We start from the raw sequence: 16,753 nt of genomic DNA, 5'->3' as shown, positions 1-16,753 counted from the left end.
ATGACCGAGCCGGACATCAAGAAAGGCCTCGCGGGGGTCATCGTCGACACGACGGCGATCTCGAAGGTCAACCCCGAGACGAACAGTCTGCTCTACCGGGGCTACCCGGTGCAGGAGCTCGCGGCGACCCAGCCCTTCGAGGCGGTCGCGTACCTGCTCTGGTACGGGGAGCTGCCGGATGCCGGGCAGCTCGCCGAGCTGCGGGCGACCGAGCGGCGCCATCGCGCCCTGGCCGACGACGTCAAGGCCGCGATCGATCTCATCCCTCTGACCGCGCATCCGATGGACGAGCTCCGCACGGCGGTCAGTGTGATCGGCGCCTCGGACCCCGGTGCGGGCGGCTCCGTGCTCGACGCGGGCGGCAGCCCGCAGGAGAACCTCGCCCGCAGCATCCGCCTCTTCGCCGCCCTTCCCGCCATCGTCGCCTACGGGCAGCGCCGACGCCGCGGACAGGAGGCCGTCGCGCCGCGCGACGACCTCGACTACTCGGCGAACTTCCTGTGGATGACCTTCGGCGAAGAGGCCGACCCCGTCGTCGTCGACGCGTTCAACCGCTCGATGATCCTGTACGCGGAGCACTCCTTCAACGCCTCGACCTTCACCGCGCGGGTGATCACCTCGACGCTGAGCGACCTGTACTCCGCTGTCGTCGGCGCGATCGGCGCGCTCAAGGGCCCGTTGCACGGCGGAGCGAACGAGGCCGTGCTGCACATCTTCGACGAGATCGGGGAAGCGTCGAACGTCGTGCCGTGGCTCGACGAGGCTCTCGCCGCCAAGCGCAAGATCATGGGCTTCGGACACCGCGTCTACAAGAACGGCGACTCGCGGGTGCCGACCATGAAAGCGGCTCTCGACACGCTCGTCGCGCACTACGACCGGCCGGACATCGCGGCGCTCTACGATGCGCTGGAGTCGGAGTTCGTGGCGCGCAAGGGCATCCATCCGAACCTCGACTACCCCTCGGGTCCCGCCTACAACCTCATCGGATTCGACACGCTCACCTTCACTCCGCTGTTCGTGGCGGCGCGGGTGACCGGATGGACCGCGCACGTGATCGAGCAGGCGGGCGCGAACGCGCTGATCCGTCCGCTCTCGCGCTACGACGGAGCGGACGAGCGGCACGTTTCGCTCTGAGCCCGCCGACGAGGGGGCGTCGCAGGCCGCCAACGCTCCTACAACGTTATAGAGTGAGCGCGGAACGGAGGTGTGCACATGGCGGTGACACTGCATGATGTGGCGGCGCTCGCCGGAGTGTCGATCAAGACGGTCTCGAACGTCATCAACGACTATCCGCACATCCGCCCCGCCACGCGAGAGCGGGTCGAGGCCGCGATCGCCGAACTCGGTTACACGCCCAACCTCACCGCCCGCAACCTGCGCTCCGGCCGCACCGGCGCCATCGCGCTGGCCCTGCCGGATCTGAGCCTCGCGTACTTCGCCGAACTCGCCTCGGAGGTCATCCGGGAGGCGGAGGCCGCCGGGGTCGTCGTGCTCGTGGAGCAGACCGGCGCCGACCGCGGCCGCGAGCTCGAGCTCCTGCGCAGCCCGCGGCTGAAGCTCACAGACGGCCTCATCTTCAGCCCGCTCGGCATGGGGCAGGACGATGCCGCAGCTCTCGATGTCGCCTTCCCCCTGGTGCTGCTCGGCGAGCGCATCTTCGACGGGCCGACCGATCACGTGACCATGCGCAACGTCGACGCCGCGCGAGCGGCGACCGAATACCTGATCGCCCAGGGGAGCAGGCGGATCGCGGTGGTCGGGGCGCACCAGGGAGAGGTGCTCGGTTCGGCGGCATTGCGTCTGCAGGGGTATCGCGAGGCCCTCGACGCGCACGGCATCCCGTACGACGACGAGCTCGTCGGCTACACGACCCTCTGGCACCGCGCAAACGGTGCGGACTCCATGCGCGAGCTCCTGGCCACCGGAGCCGAGTTCGACGCCGTGTTCGGGCTCAACGACACGCTCGCACTCGGTGCGATGCGCGTGCTGCAGGAAGCGGGGCTGCGGGTGCCGGACGATGTCGCCGTTCTCGGCTTCGACGGCCTCGACGAGGCCGAGTACTCCATCCCGAGCCTCACCACGGTCGACCCCGGACGCACGTGGATCGCGCACACGGCGGTATCGACCCTCTTGGAGCGGATCGCCGGCGATGCGGATGCTCCGCCCCGCACGCTCCTGGCCGACTATCGCATCTTGCAGCGCGAGTCCGCACCGGCGCACTGACGCCGCGTCAGCGTCCGGTCGACTCGCGCAGCACGAGGCTGAAGTCGACCATGACGCGCCGCGGCGCAGGTGGGCTGTCGGCTGCGAGCTGCTCTGCGAGAAGGCTCACGGCTGTCGCGGCGATCTGCCGCCTGCCGAGGTCGACCGTGCTCAGACTCGGGAGGGAGTACTCGGCGTCTGCGATGTTGTCGATGCCGATCACCGCGACGTCCTCCGGCACGCGTCGCCCCGCGTCGCCCAGGGCGCGCATGGCGCCCAGCGCCAGGTTGTCGTTGAAGGCGAAGACGGCATCGAAGTCCACGCCGCGCTGGAGCAGCTGCCTCATCGCTGCGGCTCCCGTGAGCTGAGTCCAGGGGTCGGCTTCGACGATCAGGGCGGGGTCGACGAGACCGCCTGCGCGTTCGATGACGGATCGATAGCCCTCGAAGCGCAGACCGGCAGAGCCGTGCCGGTCTTCGCGGCGCGCACCGATGGCCGCGATGCGGCGCCGGCCGGTCAGCACGAGCTGTTCGGTCGCGAGCGTCGCCGCCGCGCGCTGGTCGCTGCTGATGTGCACGGCGGCACCGCCGACCGAGTGGTCGCCGAGCACGACCATCGGCAGGGAGAGGCGTGCGGATTCGAGCTCTTCGGCGATGTGGTCCATGGGGTTCAGGATCAAGCCGTCGATGTGCTGCAGACGCGGGCTGGCCAGCAGCGCACGTTCGCGCTCGAGGCTGCCGGTGCGCTCGATCTGCACGACGAGTCCGTGCTCCTCGGCGGCGGCGACGACGGCCTCCGCCAGTTCCGCGAAGTAGGAGACGCTCAGGCTGGGAACGGCGAGACCGATCACGCCGCTGCGACCGGATCGGAGATTTCGGGCCGCGAGGTTGAGCTTGTAGCCGAGCTGCGTGATCGCCCGCTCGACGCGGTCCCGGGTCTGCGCGCTCACATACGGCCGGTCGTTGATGACGTTCGACACGGTCTTGGGAGAGACGCCGGCGAGCCGGGCGACATCCTGCATCGTGGCCTGGGTCACACCAGCCTCCTCGTCATCGCTTCATAGTACATCGATGGAAGATCCACGCCGCATTCTGCGATCGAACGAGAAGGAATCGTTGACCAGCCCCTTGACAACAGGGGCGAACTGCGTCCATGATGCCATTACATCGTTGTACTTCAACGATGTAATGGCAGCATCCGTCACCCCGCACGGCGACGGCAGCACCGGCGGTCGCAGAAGATCGCAGCCGCACACTTCACCAAGAATCCATCGCTATCAAGGAGGACAGCATGTCAACGATCCACAGGAGGATGCGTACAGCCGCAGGGTTCACCGCGGCTGCAGCGCTCCTGCTTACCGGCTGCTCTGGGACCGGCTCGGAAGGCTCGGAAGGGGCGGAAGGCAGCGATGGCGAGCCGACCGTCGTCAACGTCTGGCACGGCTTCACGGAGGCCGACGGCAAAGTCGTGCAGGCCATCGCCGACGACTTCAACGCGTCGCAGGACGACTACGAGGTCGAGATCGAGGTCAACCCCTGGAACGTCATCAGCGACAAGCTGCTGCCGGCTCTGAAGTCCGGCAACGGCCCTGATCTCGTCGTCCAGGGTGTCGATGCGGCTGCAGGCTACATCGAGCAGAAGGCCTTCGCCTCGCTTCAGGACTTCTACGACGACGAGGCCAACGAGACCGACACCTACGACCAGCACGTCGTGGACTACACCGAATTCGACGGCGAGCTCTACGGGGTGCCGATGGGCTACGCGCCCTTCTCGATCTGGTACAACAAGACGATGTTCGAGCAGGCGGGCATCACCGAGGCCGACTTCCCGGAGACCTGGGACGAACTGTTCGCGCTGGCCGAACGCCTCACCGTGAAGAAGGACGGCGAGGCCACCCCGGAGATCTACGGGCTGTCGCTGGGCGACAAGACCAACTCGTTCCTCCCGACGATCCTCCAGTCCGGCGGCGGCGACGTCGTCGAAGACGGCGAGATCGTGCTGGATTCGCCCGAGAACGTCAAGACGCTGCAGTGGTGGCGCGACGCGTACCAGGGCGGGTGGGGTCCGACGAACATCGGGCTCGCGGATGCCGTCGGGCTCTTCACCGCGGGCAAGGCCGCGATGACGTGGATCGGCCCCTGGGTCGCGTCCGGCGCTGAGGCGGCGGGCATCGAGGTCGGGCAGTTCGCAACCCCTGCCGGCCTGGAGAAGACCGCGACCGCGGCTGCTGCGAACTACTGGTGGCTCACGGCGCTGGGCGCCAAGGATGAGAAGGTCAAGGCCGGCTCAGAGGCCTTCCTCGCCTACTTCAACTCGCACGAATCCCAGGTGCGCTGGGCGCTGGAGGCGAACTACCCGCCGAACCGGACGGACATCACGGCCGAGGAGCTGGCGGACAACCCGCTGATCGCCGCGATGGCCCCGCAGACCAAGGACGCCTATATCGCACTGGCGACGCTCCCCGGCGGCGCCACCGACGTCAACGCCGAACTGGACACGCTGTCGGTGAACGTGGACTCGGGCACAGGAGGCGACATCGCCTCGCTGCTTACCGCGACGGACGAGAAGCTCAAAGAGATCGTCACCCCGTTCCAGTGAGCATCGTGCGGGCCGGCGGCGACGCCGGCCCGCACGACCAGGAGGACCTCATGACCACGACCTCTCCGAGCCGGCATCCGTACCGACCCCCGGCTCCCCTCGGCGGGCGCCGCCCGGCGCTCCGCCGCGCCGACAACCGCCGCGCCGCGACGGCTCTGCTCTTCGTCGGCCCTGCTCTGCTCGTCCTCGTGGCGTTCGTCGCAGTCCCCGCCGTACAGGCGCTCATCACGTCCTTCACCGATGCCTCCGGATTCGGCGACCCGGCCTGGGTGGGCATCGACAACTACAGCGAAGCCCTGACCTCGCCGAGAGTGCTGCGGGCGCTGCTGAACACGATGCTCTACGCGGTGATGTATGCGCCGGGCGTCATCGTGGTCGGCCTCGCGGCCGCGCTGCTGCTGAACCGCGACGACATCCCGTGGCGAGGATTCTTCCGCACCGCGATCTTCCTCCCGTTCGTCATCTCGATGGCGGTCGCCTCGATCGCCTGGAGCTTCCTGCTCGACCCTGACCTCGGGCTCGTCACCTACTGGCTGAGCCTCGTCGGCATCGACATCGGCAACCTGTTCGGCGATGCCGCCACCGCCCTCCCCGCTGTCACGGCGGTGGCGGTGTGGAAGAACTTCGGCTATTTCATGGTGATCTTCCTCGCAGGTCTCCAAGGCGTGCCCCGGCACCTGTACGAGGCCGCTCGCCTGGACGGCGCAGGGCGCTGGCGGACGTTCTTCGCGGTGACGCTGCCAGGGCTTGGCAGCACCATGACCTTCGTCGTGATCCTCGCGCTGATCGGGGCCTTCCAGGCGTTCGACCAGATCTACATCATGACGCAGGGCGGGCCGGATCACGCGACGGAGACCCTCGTCTACCGCATCTACACCGACGGCTTCCGCGACTTCAAACTGGGCTTCGCCTCGGCGCTCTCCTACGTGCTCCTGGCCATCACGCTCGTGCTCGGTCTGATCCAGCTGCGCATCAACGCCCGGCACGAGGAGGAGCTCGAATGACCGCCACCGCTGCACTGACGACCGTGGGAGCATCCGTTCGGCGACTGCGCGCCGGCGCCACCAGAGCTCCCCTCGCCGAGCGCATCCTCGTGCTCCTCGGGCTCGCGGCCCTCGTCTTCGTGACGGCCTTCCCCGTGGTGGTGATTTCGCTCGCCGCCTTCTCGCCGCAGCAGGAGGTGAACCACTGGCCGCCGCGCCTGATCCCCTCCAGGCTCACCCTCGACAATTTCGCAGGGCTCCTCGAGCGGCTTCCTGTACTGCAGCAGTCCTGGAACTCCGTGGTCTTCGCCGGCACCGTCACGGTGCTCTCCCTGGCGCTGAACACGCTGGCGGCCTATGCGCTGGCCCGCATGGATTTCCGGGGGCGCGGAGTGCTGCTGGCGATCCTGATCGCGACCATGATGATCCCCTTCCAGGCGCTGCTGCTGCCTATCTTCCAGATCGCCTCGTCGCTCGGTTGGGTCAACACGTTCCTCGGCCTCGTCGTGCCGCGTGCCGCGGATGTCGCCGGCATCTTCCTGCTGCGGCAGTTCATGATCACGCTGCCGCGCGACCTGGATTCGGCGGCGCGCATCGACGGTGCCGGCGAGTTCCGCATCTTCTGGTCGGTCATCCTGCCGAACACGAAGCCGGCGTTGCTGACGATGGCTCTGTTCAACTTCGTCGGCAACTGGAACGACCTGCTCTGGCCGTTGATCATGACGAGCGACTCGGAAGTGCGGCCGCTGACCGCTGGACTCGCTCTGGTCACCGGCTCTGCCACGGCGACGGCGCCGTACGGCGTGATGATGGCGGGCGCGCTGATCGCCGTCCTGCCGCTGGTGATCCTCTACCTCGTGGTGCAGCGCCGCTTCGTCGAGGGCGTCGCCATGACTGGAATGAAAGGCTGACCATGACCTGGTACACCGACGGGAGGCTGCATTTCGGCCTCGGAATCGAAGACACGTTCATCCCGCAATCAGGGCCAGGAGAGCGCGCGCTCGACGAGTACGAGCTCACCGAGCACTACCAGCACTGGCGCGAAGACCTGGGGCTTGCAGCCGACGTGGGCGCGGAGTTCGTGCGGTGGGGCATCCCCTGGCACCGGGTCAACCCCGGCAAGGGCGAATGGGACTGGATGTGGGTGGACTGCGTCATGGACCGGTTCGCCGAGCTGGGCGTGCGCCCGATCGTGGACCTGCTGCACTACGGCACGCCGCTGTGGATCGAGGGCGAGTTCGCCCATCCCGACTTTCCGCTGTACTTCGAGGAGTTCGCAGCGAGAGCCGCCGAGCGCTATGCCGCGATCGCCACCGACTACACGCCGGTCAACGAGCCGATGATCCACGCGCGCTTCTGCGGAGACATCGGATACTGGCCGCCGAAGCTCACAGGGGAAGCGGGCTACAACACCGTCGCCGTCGCTCTCGCCGACGGATTCGTGCGCGCCCAGCGGGCCGTCGCCGGGGTGCTGGGCGCGCGGGCGACCTTCGTGCACGTCGATGCCACCGCTCGCTTCGCCGGTGATGTCGCAGGCGGTCACCGCGAGCTCGTCGCGCTGCAGCGCGCGCAGTCCTTCCTCGTCGAGGATCTGGTGACAGGAGGCGTGGGAGGCGGGCATCCTCTTGCCGCCAGCCTGGCGAGGAACGGTGTATCGGATGCGCGCCTCGCCTGGTTCCAGGACAACGCGGTGCGCCCTGACGTCATGGGCGTCAACTATTACCCCCGTCACTCCACCCAGCTGATGGAGGAAGGCGTGGTCCACGCGGGCGGCTTCATCGATCCGTGGCCGACGCAGGATGACGGCGTCGCCGGGATGGCGGAGCTGCTGCGCACCTACGCGGAGCGCTACGGCGCGCCGGTCATGCTCAGTGAGACCTGCGTGACGGACTCGCCCGAAGTGCGCATGGCCTGGCTCGACGACTCGGTCGCGTGCGTCCGCGAACTGCGGGATCAGGGTGTGGACATCGTCGGCTACACCTGGTGGCCGCTGTTCGACATGTACGAGTGGACCTACCGTCATGCAGAGACACCCCGCGAGAAGTCGCTGCTCACCATGGGCCTGTTCGACCTGGTCGAATCGCCTGCGGGGCTCGGCCGGCGCCGCAATCCTGTGGCCGACCGATTCCTGGCGCAGGCGACGGATGCCGAGGCGAACGCTCCGCGCAGAGTTCGCGTGTGACAGGGCGGGCTTCGATCGAGCCCCGCCCGGTCCACTGGGCCTTCGCGCTGCGGATTCGTGACGGTGCAGCCGCGGTCCGCTCAGAGCGCCAGGACGAGGCGCAGCGCGGCATCGACTGCTCGAAGCTCGTCGAAGCCCAGGTGCCCCACCTTGTCGCCGAGCCGACGGGGATCGACGGCCGCAGTCTGTTCCACGAGCACGCGCGTCGGGGTCCCGTTGACATTGACAACCGGGCGAAAGGTCGCCGACCGTGCCGAGGTCGACGTGGGGGCAACCACCCAGGTCGACAGCAGATCAAGGTGGTCCGACTGCACGACAACCGCATAGCGGGGCCCCCGCTGCTCGTGGCCCGTCACCCCGCGCGGGGCACGCAGCCGATAGACGTCACCACGCACGCAGCAAGTCCATATCGCGGAGCACTCGTGCGGCCTCGGCCCGGTCGTCTTCGTCTGCCGCGAGTGCCGCTGCTTCAGTGCGGAGCCGAGCTTTCCCGCGACGGGCAGCGGCTTCGATCACGGCTTGACGAACCGCAACAGACACCGGCGTACCGTCGGCGGTGAGCTCATCAAGGGCCAGGCGCGCGTCCTCGTCCGGCCGGAAGGTGATTGTCGTAGCCATGACGTCAGTGTCTCACAAAAGGTAAGACGCCGAACCCGCTGAGACGCGGCCGCTACGCTGACGCCATGACCATCGAGCGCAACTGGGCGGGCAACCTCGTCTATCGGGCATCCGCTGCCCCGCACCCCGAATCGGTCGAGGATCTTCGCGCCCTGTTCGGCCGTGGAGGACCCGTGCGGATGCTGGGCTCGCGGCACTGCTTCAACGACATCGCCGACACCACGGGGTCGCTGATCGCGCTCGATCGGATGCCGCAGATCTTCGAGGTGTCGCCGGAGCGCGATGCGGTGCGCGTGTCGGGCGGGCTCCGCTACGGAGACATCGCCCCGCTGCTGGAGGAACAGGGCCTCGCGCTGGCGAACCTCGCCTCGCTGCCGCACATCTCGGTCGCAGGCGCTGTGGCCACGGGCACCCACGGCTCGGGCGACGGCATCGGCTCGCTCGCGAGCGCCGTGCGCGCGATCACGCTGATGACCGCCGCCGGCGAGACCGTATCCCTCGCCCGCGGCGATGAGGGCTTCGCCGGTGCTGTCGTATCGCTCGGCGCCCTCGGCGCGGTCGTCGACCTCACGCTCGACGTCGAGCCCAGCTATCAGGTCGCCCAGCATGTGCTGGAGCATCCGTCCTGGGCCGCGATCCTCGCCGATCTCGACGCGGTGACCGGGGCGGGCACGAGCGTCAGCGTGTTCTCGACGTGGCAGCGGACCGACGTCGCCGATCAGATCTGGATCAAGCAGCGGGTGCCGCAGACGAGGGCGGATGCCGCGGAGCGCCGCTCCGCGCGCGAGGACCTCGTCGCGTCCCTCGGCGCGACGGCCGCGGAGGGGAAACGGCATCCGATCCTCGGCGTCGACCCCGAAGCCTGCACCGAGCAGGAGGGCGTCGCGGGCCCCTGGTATCAGCGGCTCCCGCACTTCAAGCTCGAGTTCACGCCGTCGGCCGGCGCCGAGATCCAGAGCGAGTACCTGGTTCCCCGAGTCGACGCGGTGGCGGCCGTCGAGGCCGTGCGCTCTCTCGCCGACCGCATCGCCCCGCTGCTGCTGGTGAACGAGATCCGCACCGTGCGCGCCGACGATCTGTGGCTGAGCTCCTCGTCCGGGACGGATGCCGTCGGCCTGCACTTCACGTGGAAGCCCGACGAGGCCGCGGTGCGTGCGCTGCTGCCCGAGATCGAGCAGGCGCTGCCGGCATCCGCCCGCCCGCACTGGGGCAAGGTGTTCACCCTCGACGGGGCGGAAGTGCGCTCGCGCTATCCGCGCTGGGACGACTTCGCCGCGCTCGCCGCGACGTACGACCCCGAGCGCCGGTTCGTGAACCCGTACCTGGAGCGGCTCGGGCTCTGAGCCCCTGAGCCCCTGAGCCCCTGCGGCTTGCGGGCGCGGGTGGCAGGAACGCCGGGTTCCGCCGCGTCCCGGTGCGATGTTCTGCCACCTCGGCAGCGGTGCCGCGGTGCCGGGGCGCGGGGCACCGTCCCGGCTGGCATACACTCGTCGGCGTGACCGACTCGACTGCACCCTCCCCGCGCGCGGTCGGCGTGCGCGACGTCGCGGCGCGGGCGGGGGTGTCGCGGCAGACCGTGTCGCGCGTGCTCAACGACCACCCGGAGGTCGCCGCCCTGACGCGCGAGCGCGTGCTCAGGGCCATGGACGAGCTCGGGTACCGGATGAACAATGCGGCGCGGGCGCTCGGCACACGGCGCTCGCGCACGATCGGGGTGCTCGCCTCCGATGCGCTGCAGTACGGCCCTTCGCGCTCCATCGCCGCGATCGAGGCCTCGGCGCGAGCGGCCGGTTACTGGGTCAGCGCGGCCTTCGCCGAGGCGGGCAACGCACAGGCGGTCGTCTCGGGGGCCTCACACCTCATCGCGCAAGGCGTGGAGGGCATCGTCGTCGTCGCCCCGCACGCGCGCACCTTGGAGGTGCTCGACGCGCTGCGGGTCGACGTGCCGATCGTCACCCTGCACTCCGCGGGCCGCGGTTCGCGGGGACTCTCGGTCGATCAGGTCGCCGGAGGGCGCCTGGCGGTGGCGGCGCTGGCGGATGCCGGGCACACCCGCATCGCGCATCTCGCTGGTCCTGCGGACTGGCTCGAGGCCGAGTCCCGCGCCGACGGCTTCGCCGCAGAGCTCGCTGCCCGAGGGCTGCCTGCGGGGCCGGTGATCGAGGGGGACTGGTCGGCGGCATCCGGCCATGCGGCGGTCGGTGCCGTGCGCGCCGCGGGGGTCACCGCCGTGTTCGCGGCCAACGACCAGATGGCGCTCGGCCTGCTCGGCGGACTCCACGAGGCCGGCCTCTCGGCGCCAGGCGACATCAGCGTCATCGGCTTCGACGACGTCCCCGACTCGGCGTACTACTGGCCGAGGCTCACCACCATCCGGCAGGACTTCGACGAACTGGCACGGAGGGCCGTCGTCGCCCTCGTCGGTGGTGCGGATGCCGCGGCATCCGATCTCGTCCCCGTCGCCCCCGAGCTCGTCCCGCGGGACTCGGTCGCCGCGCCTCGCTGACCGCCCGTCGCTGACCGCTCCGAGCCCGCCGCGATGCGGGGAAGAACATCTAGAGGTCGCCGTAGACGTCGCGGCGATGAGCGACCCGGACGACAGTCACGAGAACCTTCTCGTCGGAGATCTCGTACAGCACCCGATAGTCGCCGACGCGAAGGCGCCAGGCGTTCTCGTAGCCGGCGAGCTTGCGGACGCCATGGGGACGTGGCTCACGCTCGAGCTCCGCGATACCGGCGAGGATACGCCGACGGATCTGGGCGTCGAGCTTACGTACCTCTTTGGCTGCAGCCGCTGTGAACTCGACCTGATAAGCCGTCACGCGACTTCCGCGCGCAGTTCGTCGAGCGAGACGCGCTCACCGTCATCGGCGGCCTTCGCGGCCGCGAACTCGGCAGCATCGCGGGCGGCCTCGAACTGCTCCAGGAGCTCGAGGTCGTCGACGCTGATGACCACGGCTGTGAGCTTGCCGTGTCGGGTGACACCGACGCGCTCGGAGCCATACGCGACGCCACCGAGGACGTCCGCCAGGTTGTCTCGGAGATCCTTCGACGGGACGCTGCGGCTGATCGTGTTCATGCCACGATCCTACCGTACAAAACGTACATAAGTACTCGACCGTACAAAAAGCAGATAATTGACATTTTGTCACAATGTTGATGGAGCCGTATCGCAGGACGGCCGATGTTGACGTCCCCCTGGCTCTCGTGTCACACTACTGTGACCGGTCACAGTAGTGTGACAGACACCCACGATGAGGTATCAGTGAGCAACGAAGCCCCCGTCTTCACCCCCGAGGTCGAAGCCGCCATCCGGACCGTCCGAGAGGACGTCGCCCGTCTGCACGGCGAACTGGTCCGGTACAACCTCGTCGTCTGGACCGGCGGCAACGTCTCCGGCCGAGTGCCAGGAGCCGACCTCTTCGTGATCAAGCCCTCTGGCGTCTCCTACGACGACCTCGCCGCAGACAACATGATCCTCTGCGACCTCGACGGCAACGTCATCCCCGGCACCCCAGGTAGCGAGCGCAGCCCCTCCAGCGACACGGCCGCGCACGCCTACGTGTACCGCCACATGCCAGAGGTCGGCGGCGTCGTGCACACCCATTCCGACTACGCGGTGGCCTGGGCCGCGCGCGGCGAGGAGATCCCCTGCGTGATCACCGCCATGGCGGACGAGTTCGGCGGGCCCATCCCGGTCGGCCCGTTCGCGATCATCGGCGACGACTCGATCGGCCGGGGGATCGTCGAGACCCTGCAGGGGCACCGCAGCCGTGCGGTGCTCATGCAGAACCACGGCCCGTTCACGATCGGAGTGAACGCGAAAGACGCGGTCAAGGCCGCCGTCATGGTCGAGGACGTCGCTCGCACCGTGCACCTCGCCCGCGAGGCGGGGCCGCTGATCCCGATCCCGCAGGAGGCGATCGACAGCCTCTACAACCGGTACCAGAACGTGTACGGCCAGAGCGCGGACGCCCGCCGATGAGCACCGCGCGCGACGACATCCTGGCCGGCTGCACGAGCCTGGGCATCGAGTTCGGCTCGACCCGCATCAAGGCCTGCCTGATCGGCTCCGACGCCACCGAGGTGCTCGCCACCGGCGCGTTCTCCTGGGAGAACCGGCTCGAGGAGGGCCTGTGGACCTACGGCCTGGACGAGGTCTGGCAGGGACTGCAGTCGGCGTTCGCCGACCTCACCGCCGATGCGCACGACCGCTACGGCGTGCGCCCCGCGACCTTCGGCGCAATCGGGATCTCGGCCATGATGCACGGCTACCTCGCCTTCGACGCGGCAGGCGACCTGCTCGTGCCCTTCCGTACCTGGCGCAACACGAACACGCAGGTCGCAGCATCCGAGCTCACCGAGCTGCTGGGGGTCAACATCCCGCTCCGCTGGTCGATCGCGCACCTGCACCAGGCCGTCGTCGACGCCGAGGCGCACGTGCCCCGGCTCGACTTCGTGACCACCCTCGCGGGCTACGTGCACTGGAAGCTCACGGGTGAGCGTGTGCTCGGCGTCGGCGACGCCTCCGGCATGTTCCCGATCGACTCCGCCACCGGCGGATACGACGAGCGGATGCTGCAGGCATACGACGCGCTCGCTGCCGATCGCCTTCCGGCGCCCCTGACCTCGCTGCTCCCCGCAGTGCTCCCGGCCGGCGCCGCCGCCGGCACCCTGACCGCCGAGGGCGCCCTGCTGCTCGACCCCACCGGGACGATCCCCGCCGGCATCCCGCTGTGCCCACCAGAGGGTGACGCCGGCACCGGCATGGTCGCGACGAACTCGGTCGCCCCTCGTACCGGCAACGTGTCGGCCGGAACCAGCATCTTCGCGATGGTCGTGCTGGAGCATCCGCTCGCCGGCGTCCACCACGAGCTCGACCTCGTCACCACCCCCGCCGGCGACGCCGTCGCGATGGTGCACTGCAACAACGGCGCCAGCGAGCTCGCCGCCTGGGCCGGGCTCTTCACCCGGTTCTCGGCCGCGGCGGGGCAGCCGGTGAGCGACGACGCTGCCTTCGAGGCGCTCTTCTCCGAGGCGCTCGCCGGAGAGGCGGATGCCGGTGGCCTGATCGCCTACAACCACCTCGCCGGAGAGCCCATCGCGGGCCTCGCCGAGGGGCGCCCGCTCTTCGTCCGCACCCCCGACAGCGCCTTCACTCTGGCGAACTTCATGCGCGCGCAGTTGTATGGCGTGTTCGGCACTTTGGCCCTGGGCATGCAGGTGCTCACAGATGAGGGCGTCGGGCTTGACCGTATGTTCGCGCACGGCGGCATGTTCCGCACGGCTGGCGTCGCGCAGCGTTTCCTCGCTGGCGCACTCGACGCACCGGTGACCGTTGGCGAGCTCGCCAGCGAGGGCGGCGCCTGGGGCATCGCGGTGCTCGCCTCCTATCTGGGCCGCAGCGAGTCGCTGGGGGAGTACCTGGAACGTAGCGTCTTCGCCGCGGCATCCCTCACCACCGCCGACCCTGACCCGGCGGACGTCGCCGGATTCACCGCTTATCTCGACCGCTACCGCGCGGGCCTGGCCATCGAGGCCGCCGCCACCACCGCACTCTGAAGGACACACCCATGCCGAAGCTCACCACCTCCCTCGACCAATACGAGGTCTGGTTCCTCACCGGCAGCCAGCACCTGTACGGTCCTGAGACGCTTGCGCAGGTCGCCGAGCAGTCGCAGGAGATCGCGCGCCTGCTCGATGAAGCAGGTGACGTTCCCGTGAAGATCGTGTGGAAGCCGGTGCTCACCGACTCTGCCGCGATCAAGCGCACCGCGCTCGAGGCGAACGCCGACGACCGCGTGATCGGACTCGTCGCGTGGATGCACACCTTCAGCCCGGCGAAGATGTGGATCGCAGGTCTCGACGCCCTGCAGAAGCCGCTCGCTCATCTGCACACGCAGGCGAACGTCGAGCTGCCCTGGGCCGACATCGACTTCGACTTCATGAACCTCAATCAGGCCGCGCACGGAGACCGCGAGTTCGGGTACATCCAGACGCGCCTCGGAGTGCCGCGCAAGACCATCGTCGGTCACGCCTCCGACCCTCGCGTGCAACGGGAGCTCGGCGTGTGGCAGCGTGCGGCCGCTGGCCTCGCCGCCTCCCGTGCGCTGAAGCTCGCCCGCTTCGGCGACAACATGCGCTTCGTCGCCGTCACCGAGGGCGACAAGACCGAGGCCGAGCTGCGCTTCGGCGTGCAGGTGAACACGTGGGGCGTGAACGAGCTGGCGGATGCCGTCGCCGCAGCATCCTCGTCGGATATCGACGCCCTCGTCGCCGAGTACGAGGAGCTCTACGAGGTCGTCCCCGAGCTGCGGCGCGGCGGCGAGCGCCACCAGTCGCTGCGCGACGGGGCTGCGATCGAGCTCGGCCTGCGCTCCTTCCTCGAGGAGGGCGGGTTCGGCGCGTTCACGACGTCGTTCGAGGACCTCGGCGCTCTCACGCAGCTGCCAGGTCTCGCCGTGCAGCGGCTCATGGCAGAGGGCTACGGCTTCGGCGCAGAGGGCGACTGGAAGACCGCCGTCCTCGTGCGCATCGCCAACGTCATGGGCGCTGGTCTCCCCGGCGGCGCGAGCCTCATGGAGGACTACACCTACGACATGACCCCCGGCGACGAGCTCATCCTCGGCGCGCACATGCTCGAGGTCTCGCCCTCGCTCACCACGGCGAAGCCGACGCTCGAGATCCACCCGCTCGGCATCGGAGGCAAAGACGACCCGGTGCGCCTGGTCTTCACGGCCGACCCCGGCCCCGCGGTCGTCGTCGCGCTGAGCGACATGCGCGACCGCTTCCGCCTCACGGCGAATGTCGTCGAGAACGTCGAGCCGCGAGCTTCTCTCCCGAAGCTGCCGGTGGGTCGCGCGGTGTGGAAGCCGGCGCCCGACTTTACCACCTCGGCATCCGCCTGGCTGACCGCGGGCGCCGCGCACCACACGGTGATGTCGACCGCTCTGGGCATCGACGCGTTCCGCGATTTCGCAGAGATGGCAGAGGTCGAGTTGCTCGTGATCGACGAGTCCACCACCCTCCCAGAGTTCCAGAAGCAGGTCCGCTGGAACCAGGCCTACTACCGCCTCGCCCAGGGCCTGTAACTCAACCCCGTTCCGGTCGCGGAACAGGGTAGAATTACGGAGGAAATACGACCAGGTTCGCGACCGGAAAGCTCCGGCGGAAAGGGAGATACGAATGAACCAGCCCCGGTCGGGACGCCAGCTGACGATCGCCGCGCACGGCTACGAGGCCGTCATCGCGAGCGTCGGCGCGTCCCTGCGCGTGCTGCGGTTCGACGGACGCGACCTCGTGGTGCCCTTCGAGGCCGACGAGGTGCGTCCCGGCTATCGCGGCGTCACGCTCGCTCCCTGGCCCAACCGCATCGTCGACGGCCGATACAGCTTCGGCGGCGTCGAGCACCAGCTGCCGCTCACCGAGCCCGCGCGCGGTCAGGCGCTGCACGGCCTGCTGCCCTGGGCCGAGTACTCCGACCGCCTCGTCGCCCCGGACCGGGTCGTGCTGGCCGCGGTCATCGAGCCGCAGTCGGGTTATCCGTTCCGCGTCGAGGTCGAGACCGAGTACCGCCTCGACGAGAACGGCCTGCAGCAGACGGTCACCGCGCGCAACCTCGGAACGGATGCCGCACCCTGGGGCACCGGCCCGCACCCGTATCTCGTGGCCGGCGCCGGTCGGGTCGACGACTGGACGCTGACGCTGCCGGCATCCGCCGTGCTCACCGTCACCGAGGAGCGGCTGAGTCCGATCGCGGTCGAGCCGGTGTCGCAGCATCCGCAGTGGGACTTCCGCGCTCCGCATCCGATCGGCGAGGTCTTTATCGACCACGCCTTCACCGGGCTCGACCGCACCGCAGGCGTCGCCGAGGTGCGAGTGACCTCGGGCGATCAGGGCGTCGCGCTGAGCTGGGACGAGCGGTGCCCCTGGGTGCAGATCCACACCGCCGACAACCCGGGGCAGGCCGGCATCCACCGCATCGGTCTGGCTGTGGAGCCGATGACGTGCCCGCCCGACGCCTTCAACTCGGGCACGGACCTCGTCGTGCTCGCCCCCGGTGCCGAGCACTCCGCGGCCTGGAGGATCCGCGCGCTCTGACGCTTCCCCCTCCCCCTGTTCCGGTCGCAAACCTGGTCGTATTTCCTGCGGAAATCGAGCCAGGTTTGCG

General features: G+C 69.1%; 17 protein-coding genes. 12 read left to right on the top strand and 5 right to left on the bottom strand.

Annotation, left to right across the window (positions count from 1 at the left end; all coding sequences use genetic code 11):
* The gene (locus QM568_RS12725) at positions 1 to 1,134 is read left to right on the top strand and encodes a bifunctional 2-methylcitrate synthase/citrate synthase (protein ID WP_415139405.1); all 1,134 of its coding nucleotides are present in this window, start codon (positions 1 to 3) and stop codon (positions 1,132 to 1,134) included.
* Between the two features lie 78 nt (positions 1,135 to 1,212).
* The gene (locus QM568_RS12720) at positions 1,213 to 2,223 is read left to right on the top strand and encodes a LacI family DNA-binding transcriptional regulator (protein WP_415139403.1); all 1,011 of its coding nucleotides are present in this window, start codon (positions 1,213 to 1,215) and stop codon (positions 2,221 to 2,223) included.
* Positions 2,224 to 2,230: 7 nt separating this feature from the next.
* On the opposite strand, the gene QM568_RS12715 is transcribed toward QM568_RS12720, so the two are convergent.
* Positions 2,231 to 3,238 (bottom strand): LacI family DNA-binding transcriptional regulator, encoded by a 1,008-nt coding sequence (locus QM568_RS12715; protein WP_415139401.1) that lies wholly within the window; start codon positions 3,236 to 3,238, stop codon positions 2,231 to 2,233.
* A gap of 254 nt (positions 3,239 to 3,492) precedes the next feature.
* On the opposite strand from QM568_RS12715, the gene QM568_RS12710 reads away from it, so the two are divergent.
* Genes QM568_RS12710 through QM568_RS12695 form a run of 4 tightly spaced genes read left to right on the top strand, consistent with a single transcriptional unit; the run spans position 3,493 to position 7,965 of the window.
* Positions 3,493 to 4,800 carry an extracellular solute-binding protein gene (locus QM568_RS12710; protein WP_415139399.1) on the top strand — a complete coding sequence of 436 codons (1,308 nt, stop codon included), beginning with the start codon at positions 3,493 to 3,495 and terminating at the stop codon, positions 4,798 to 4,800.
* Positions 4,797 to 5,804 (top strand): carbohydrate ABC transporter permease, encoded by a 1,008-nt coding sequence (locus QM568_RS12705; protein ID WP_415139397.1) that lies wholly within the window; start codon positions 4,797 to 4,799, stop codon positions 5,802 to 5,804. The genes QM568_RS12710 and QM568_RS12705 overlap by 4 nt, the downstream gene beginning before the upstream one ends.
* Complete coding sequence (locus tag QM568_RS12700) at positions 5,801 to 6,694, top strand: carbohydrate ABC transporter permease (protein WP_415139395.1); 894 nt, start codon at positions 5,801 to 5,803, stop codon at positions 6,692 to 6,694. The genes QM568_RS12705 and QM568_RS12700 overlap by 4 nt, the downstream gene beginning before the upstream one ends.
* Positions 6,695 to 6,696: 2 nt before the next feature.
* A complete protein-coding gene (locus tag QM568_RS12695; RefSeq protein WP_415139393.1) occupies positions 6,697 to 7,965 on the top strand; it encodes a family 1 glycosylhydrolase in 1,269 nt (422 codons plus the stop codon).
* Positions 7,966 to 8,045: 80 nt separating this feature from the next.
* On the opposite strand, the gene QM568_RS12690 is transcribed toward QM568_RS12695, so the two are convergent.
* Complete coding sequence (locus tag QM568_RS12690; protein WP_415139391.1) at positions 8,046 to 8,360, bottom strand: type II toxin-antitoxin system PemK/MazF family toxin; 315 nt, start codon at positions 8,358 to 8,360, stop codon at positions 8,046 to 8,048.
* A complete protein-coding gene (locus QM568_RS12685) occupies positions 8,350 to 8,583 on the bottom strand; it encodes a hypothetical protein (protein ID WP_415139389.1) in 234 nt (77 codons plus the stop codon). Before QM568_RS12685 ends, QM568_RS12690 begins: the two co-directional genes overlap by 11 nt.
* A gap of 65 nt (positions 8,584 to 8,648) precedes the next feature.
* Here QM568_RS12685 and QM568_RS12680 point away from each other — a divergent pair, with 65 nt between their 5' ends.
* A complete protein-coding gene (locus QM568_RS12680) occupies positions 8,649 to 9,926 on the top strand; it encodes a D-arabinono-1,4-lactone oxidase (RefSeq protein WP_415139387.1) in 1,278 nt (425 codons plus the stop codon).
* A gap of 152 nt (positions 9,927 to 10,078) precedes the next feature.
* Positions 10,079 to 11,089, top strand: a complete 1,011-nt coding sequence (locus tag QM568_RS12675; RefSeq protein ID WP_415139385.1) for a LacI family DNA-binding transcriptional regulator — start codon at positions 10,079 to 10,081, stop codon at positions 11,087 to 11,089.
* A gap of 49 nt (positions 11,090 to 11,138) precedes the next feature.
* On the opposite strand, the gene QM568_RS12670 is transcribed toward QM568_RS12675, so the two are convergent.
* Both QM568_RS12670 and QM568_RS12665 read right to left on the bottom strand, forming a co-directional pair.
* The gene (locus tag QM568_RS12670; RefSeq protein ID WP_415139383.1) at positions 11,139 to 11,405 is read right to left on the bottom strand and encodes a type II toxin-antitoxin system RelE family toxin; all 267 of its coding nucleotides are present in this window, start codon (positions 11,403 to 11,405) and stop codon (positions 11,139 to 11,141) included.
* On the bottom strand, positions 11,402 to 11,662 hold the full coding sequence (locus QM568_RS12665) for a type II toxin-antitoxin system Phd/YefM family antitoxin (RefSeq protein ID WP_415139381.1): 261 nt from the start codon (positions 11,660 to 11,662) through the stop codon (positions 11,402 to 11,404). The genes QM568_RS12670 and QM568_RS12665 overlap by 4 nt, the downstream gene beginning before the upstream one ends.
* Before the next feature lie 186 nt (positions 11,663 to 11,848).
* Here QM568_RS12665 and QM568_RS12660 point away from each other — a divergent pair, with 186 nt between their 5' ends.
* The 4 genes from QM568_RS12660 (at position 11,849) to QM568_RS12645 (ending at position 16,683) form a co-directional block, all read left to right on the top strand.
* Positions 11,849 to 12,568 (top strand): L-ribulose-5-phosphate 4-epimerase, encoded by a 720-nt coding sequence (locus QM568_RS12660; RefSeq protein WP_415139379.1) that lies wholly within the window; start codon positions 11,849 to 11,851, stop codon positions 12,566 to 12,568.
* Positions 12,565 to 14,145 carry a xylulokinase gene (locus QM568_RS12655; RefSeq protein ID WP_415139377.1) on the top strand — a complete coding sequence of 527 codons (1,581 nt, stop codon included), beginning with the start codon at positions 12,565 to 12,567 and terminating at the stop codon, positions 14,143 to 14,145. The genes QM568_RS12660 and QM568_RS12655 overlap by 4 nt, the downstream gene beginning before the upstream one ends.
* Positions 14,146 to 14,156: 11 nt before the next feature.
* On the top strand, positions 14,157 to 15,674 hold the full coding sequence (araA, locus tag QM568_RS12650; protein WP_415139375.1) for an L-arabinose isomerase: 1,518 nt from the start codon (positions 14,157 to 14,159) through the stop codon (positions 15,672 to 15,674).
* A gap of 94 nt (positions 15,675 to 15,768) precedes the next feature.
* A complete protein-coding gene (locus tag QM568_RS12645; RefSeq protein WP_415139372.1) occupies positions 15,769 to 16,683 on the top strand; it encodes an aldose 1-epimerase family protein in 915 nt (304 codons plus the stop codon).
* Positions 16,684 to 16,753: the final 70 nt, after the last annotated feature.

The organism is Microbacterium sp. (assembly GCF_047607465.1).
Taxonomy (GTDB): domain Bacteria; phylum Actinomycetota; class Actinomycetes; order Actinomycetales; family Microbacteriaceae; genus Microbacterium.
Note: the sequence above shows the minus strand (reverse complement) of the source record. Positions and strands in the feature narration are given on the sequence as shown.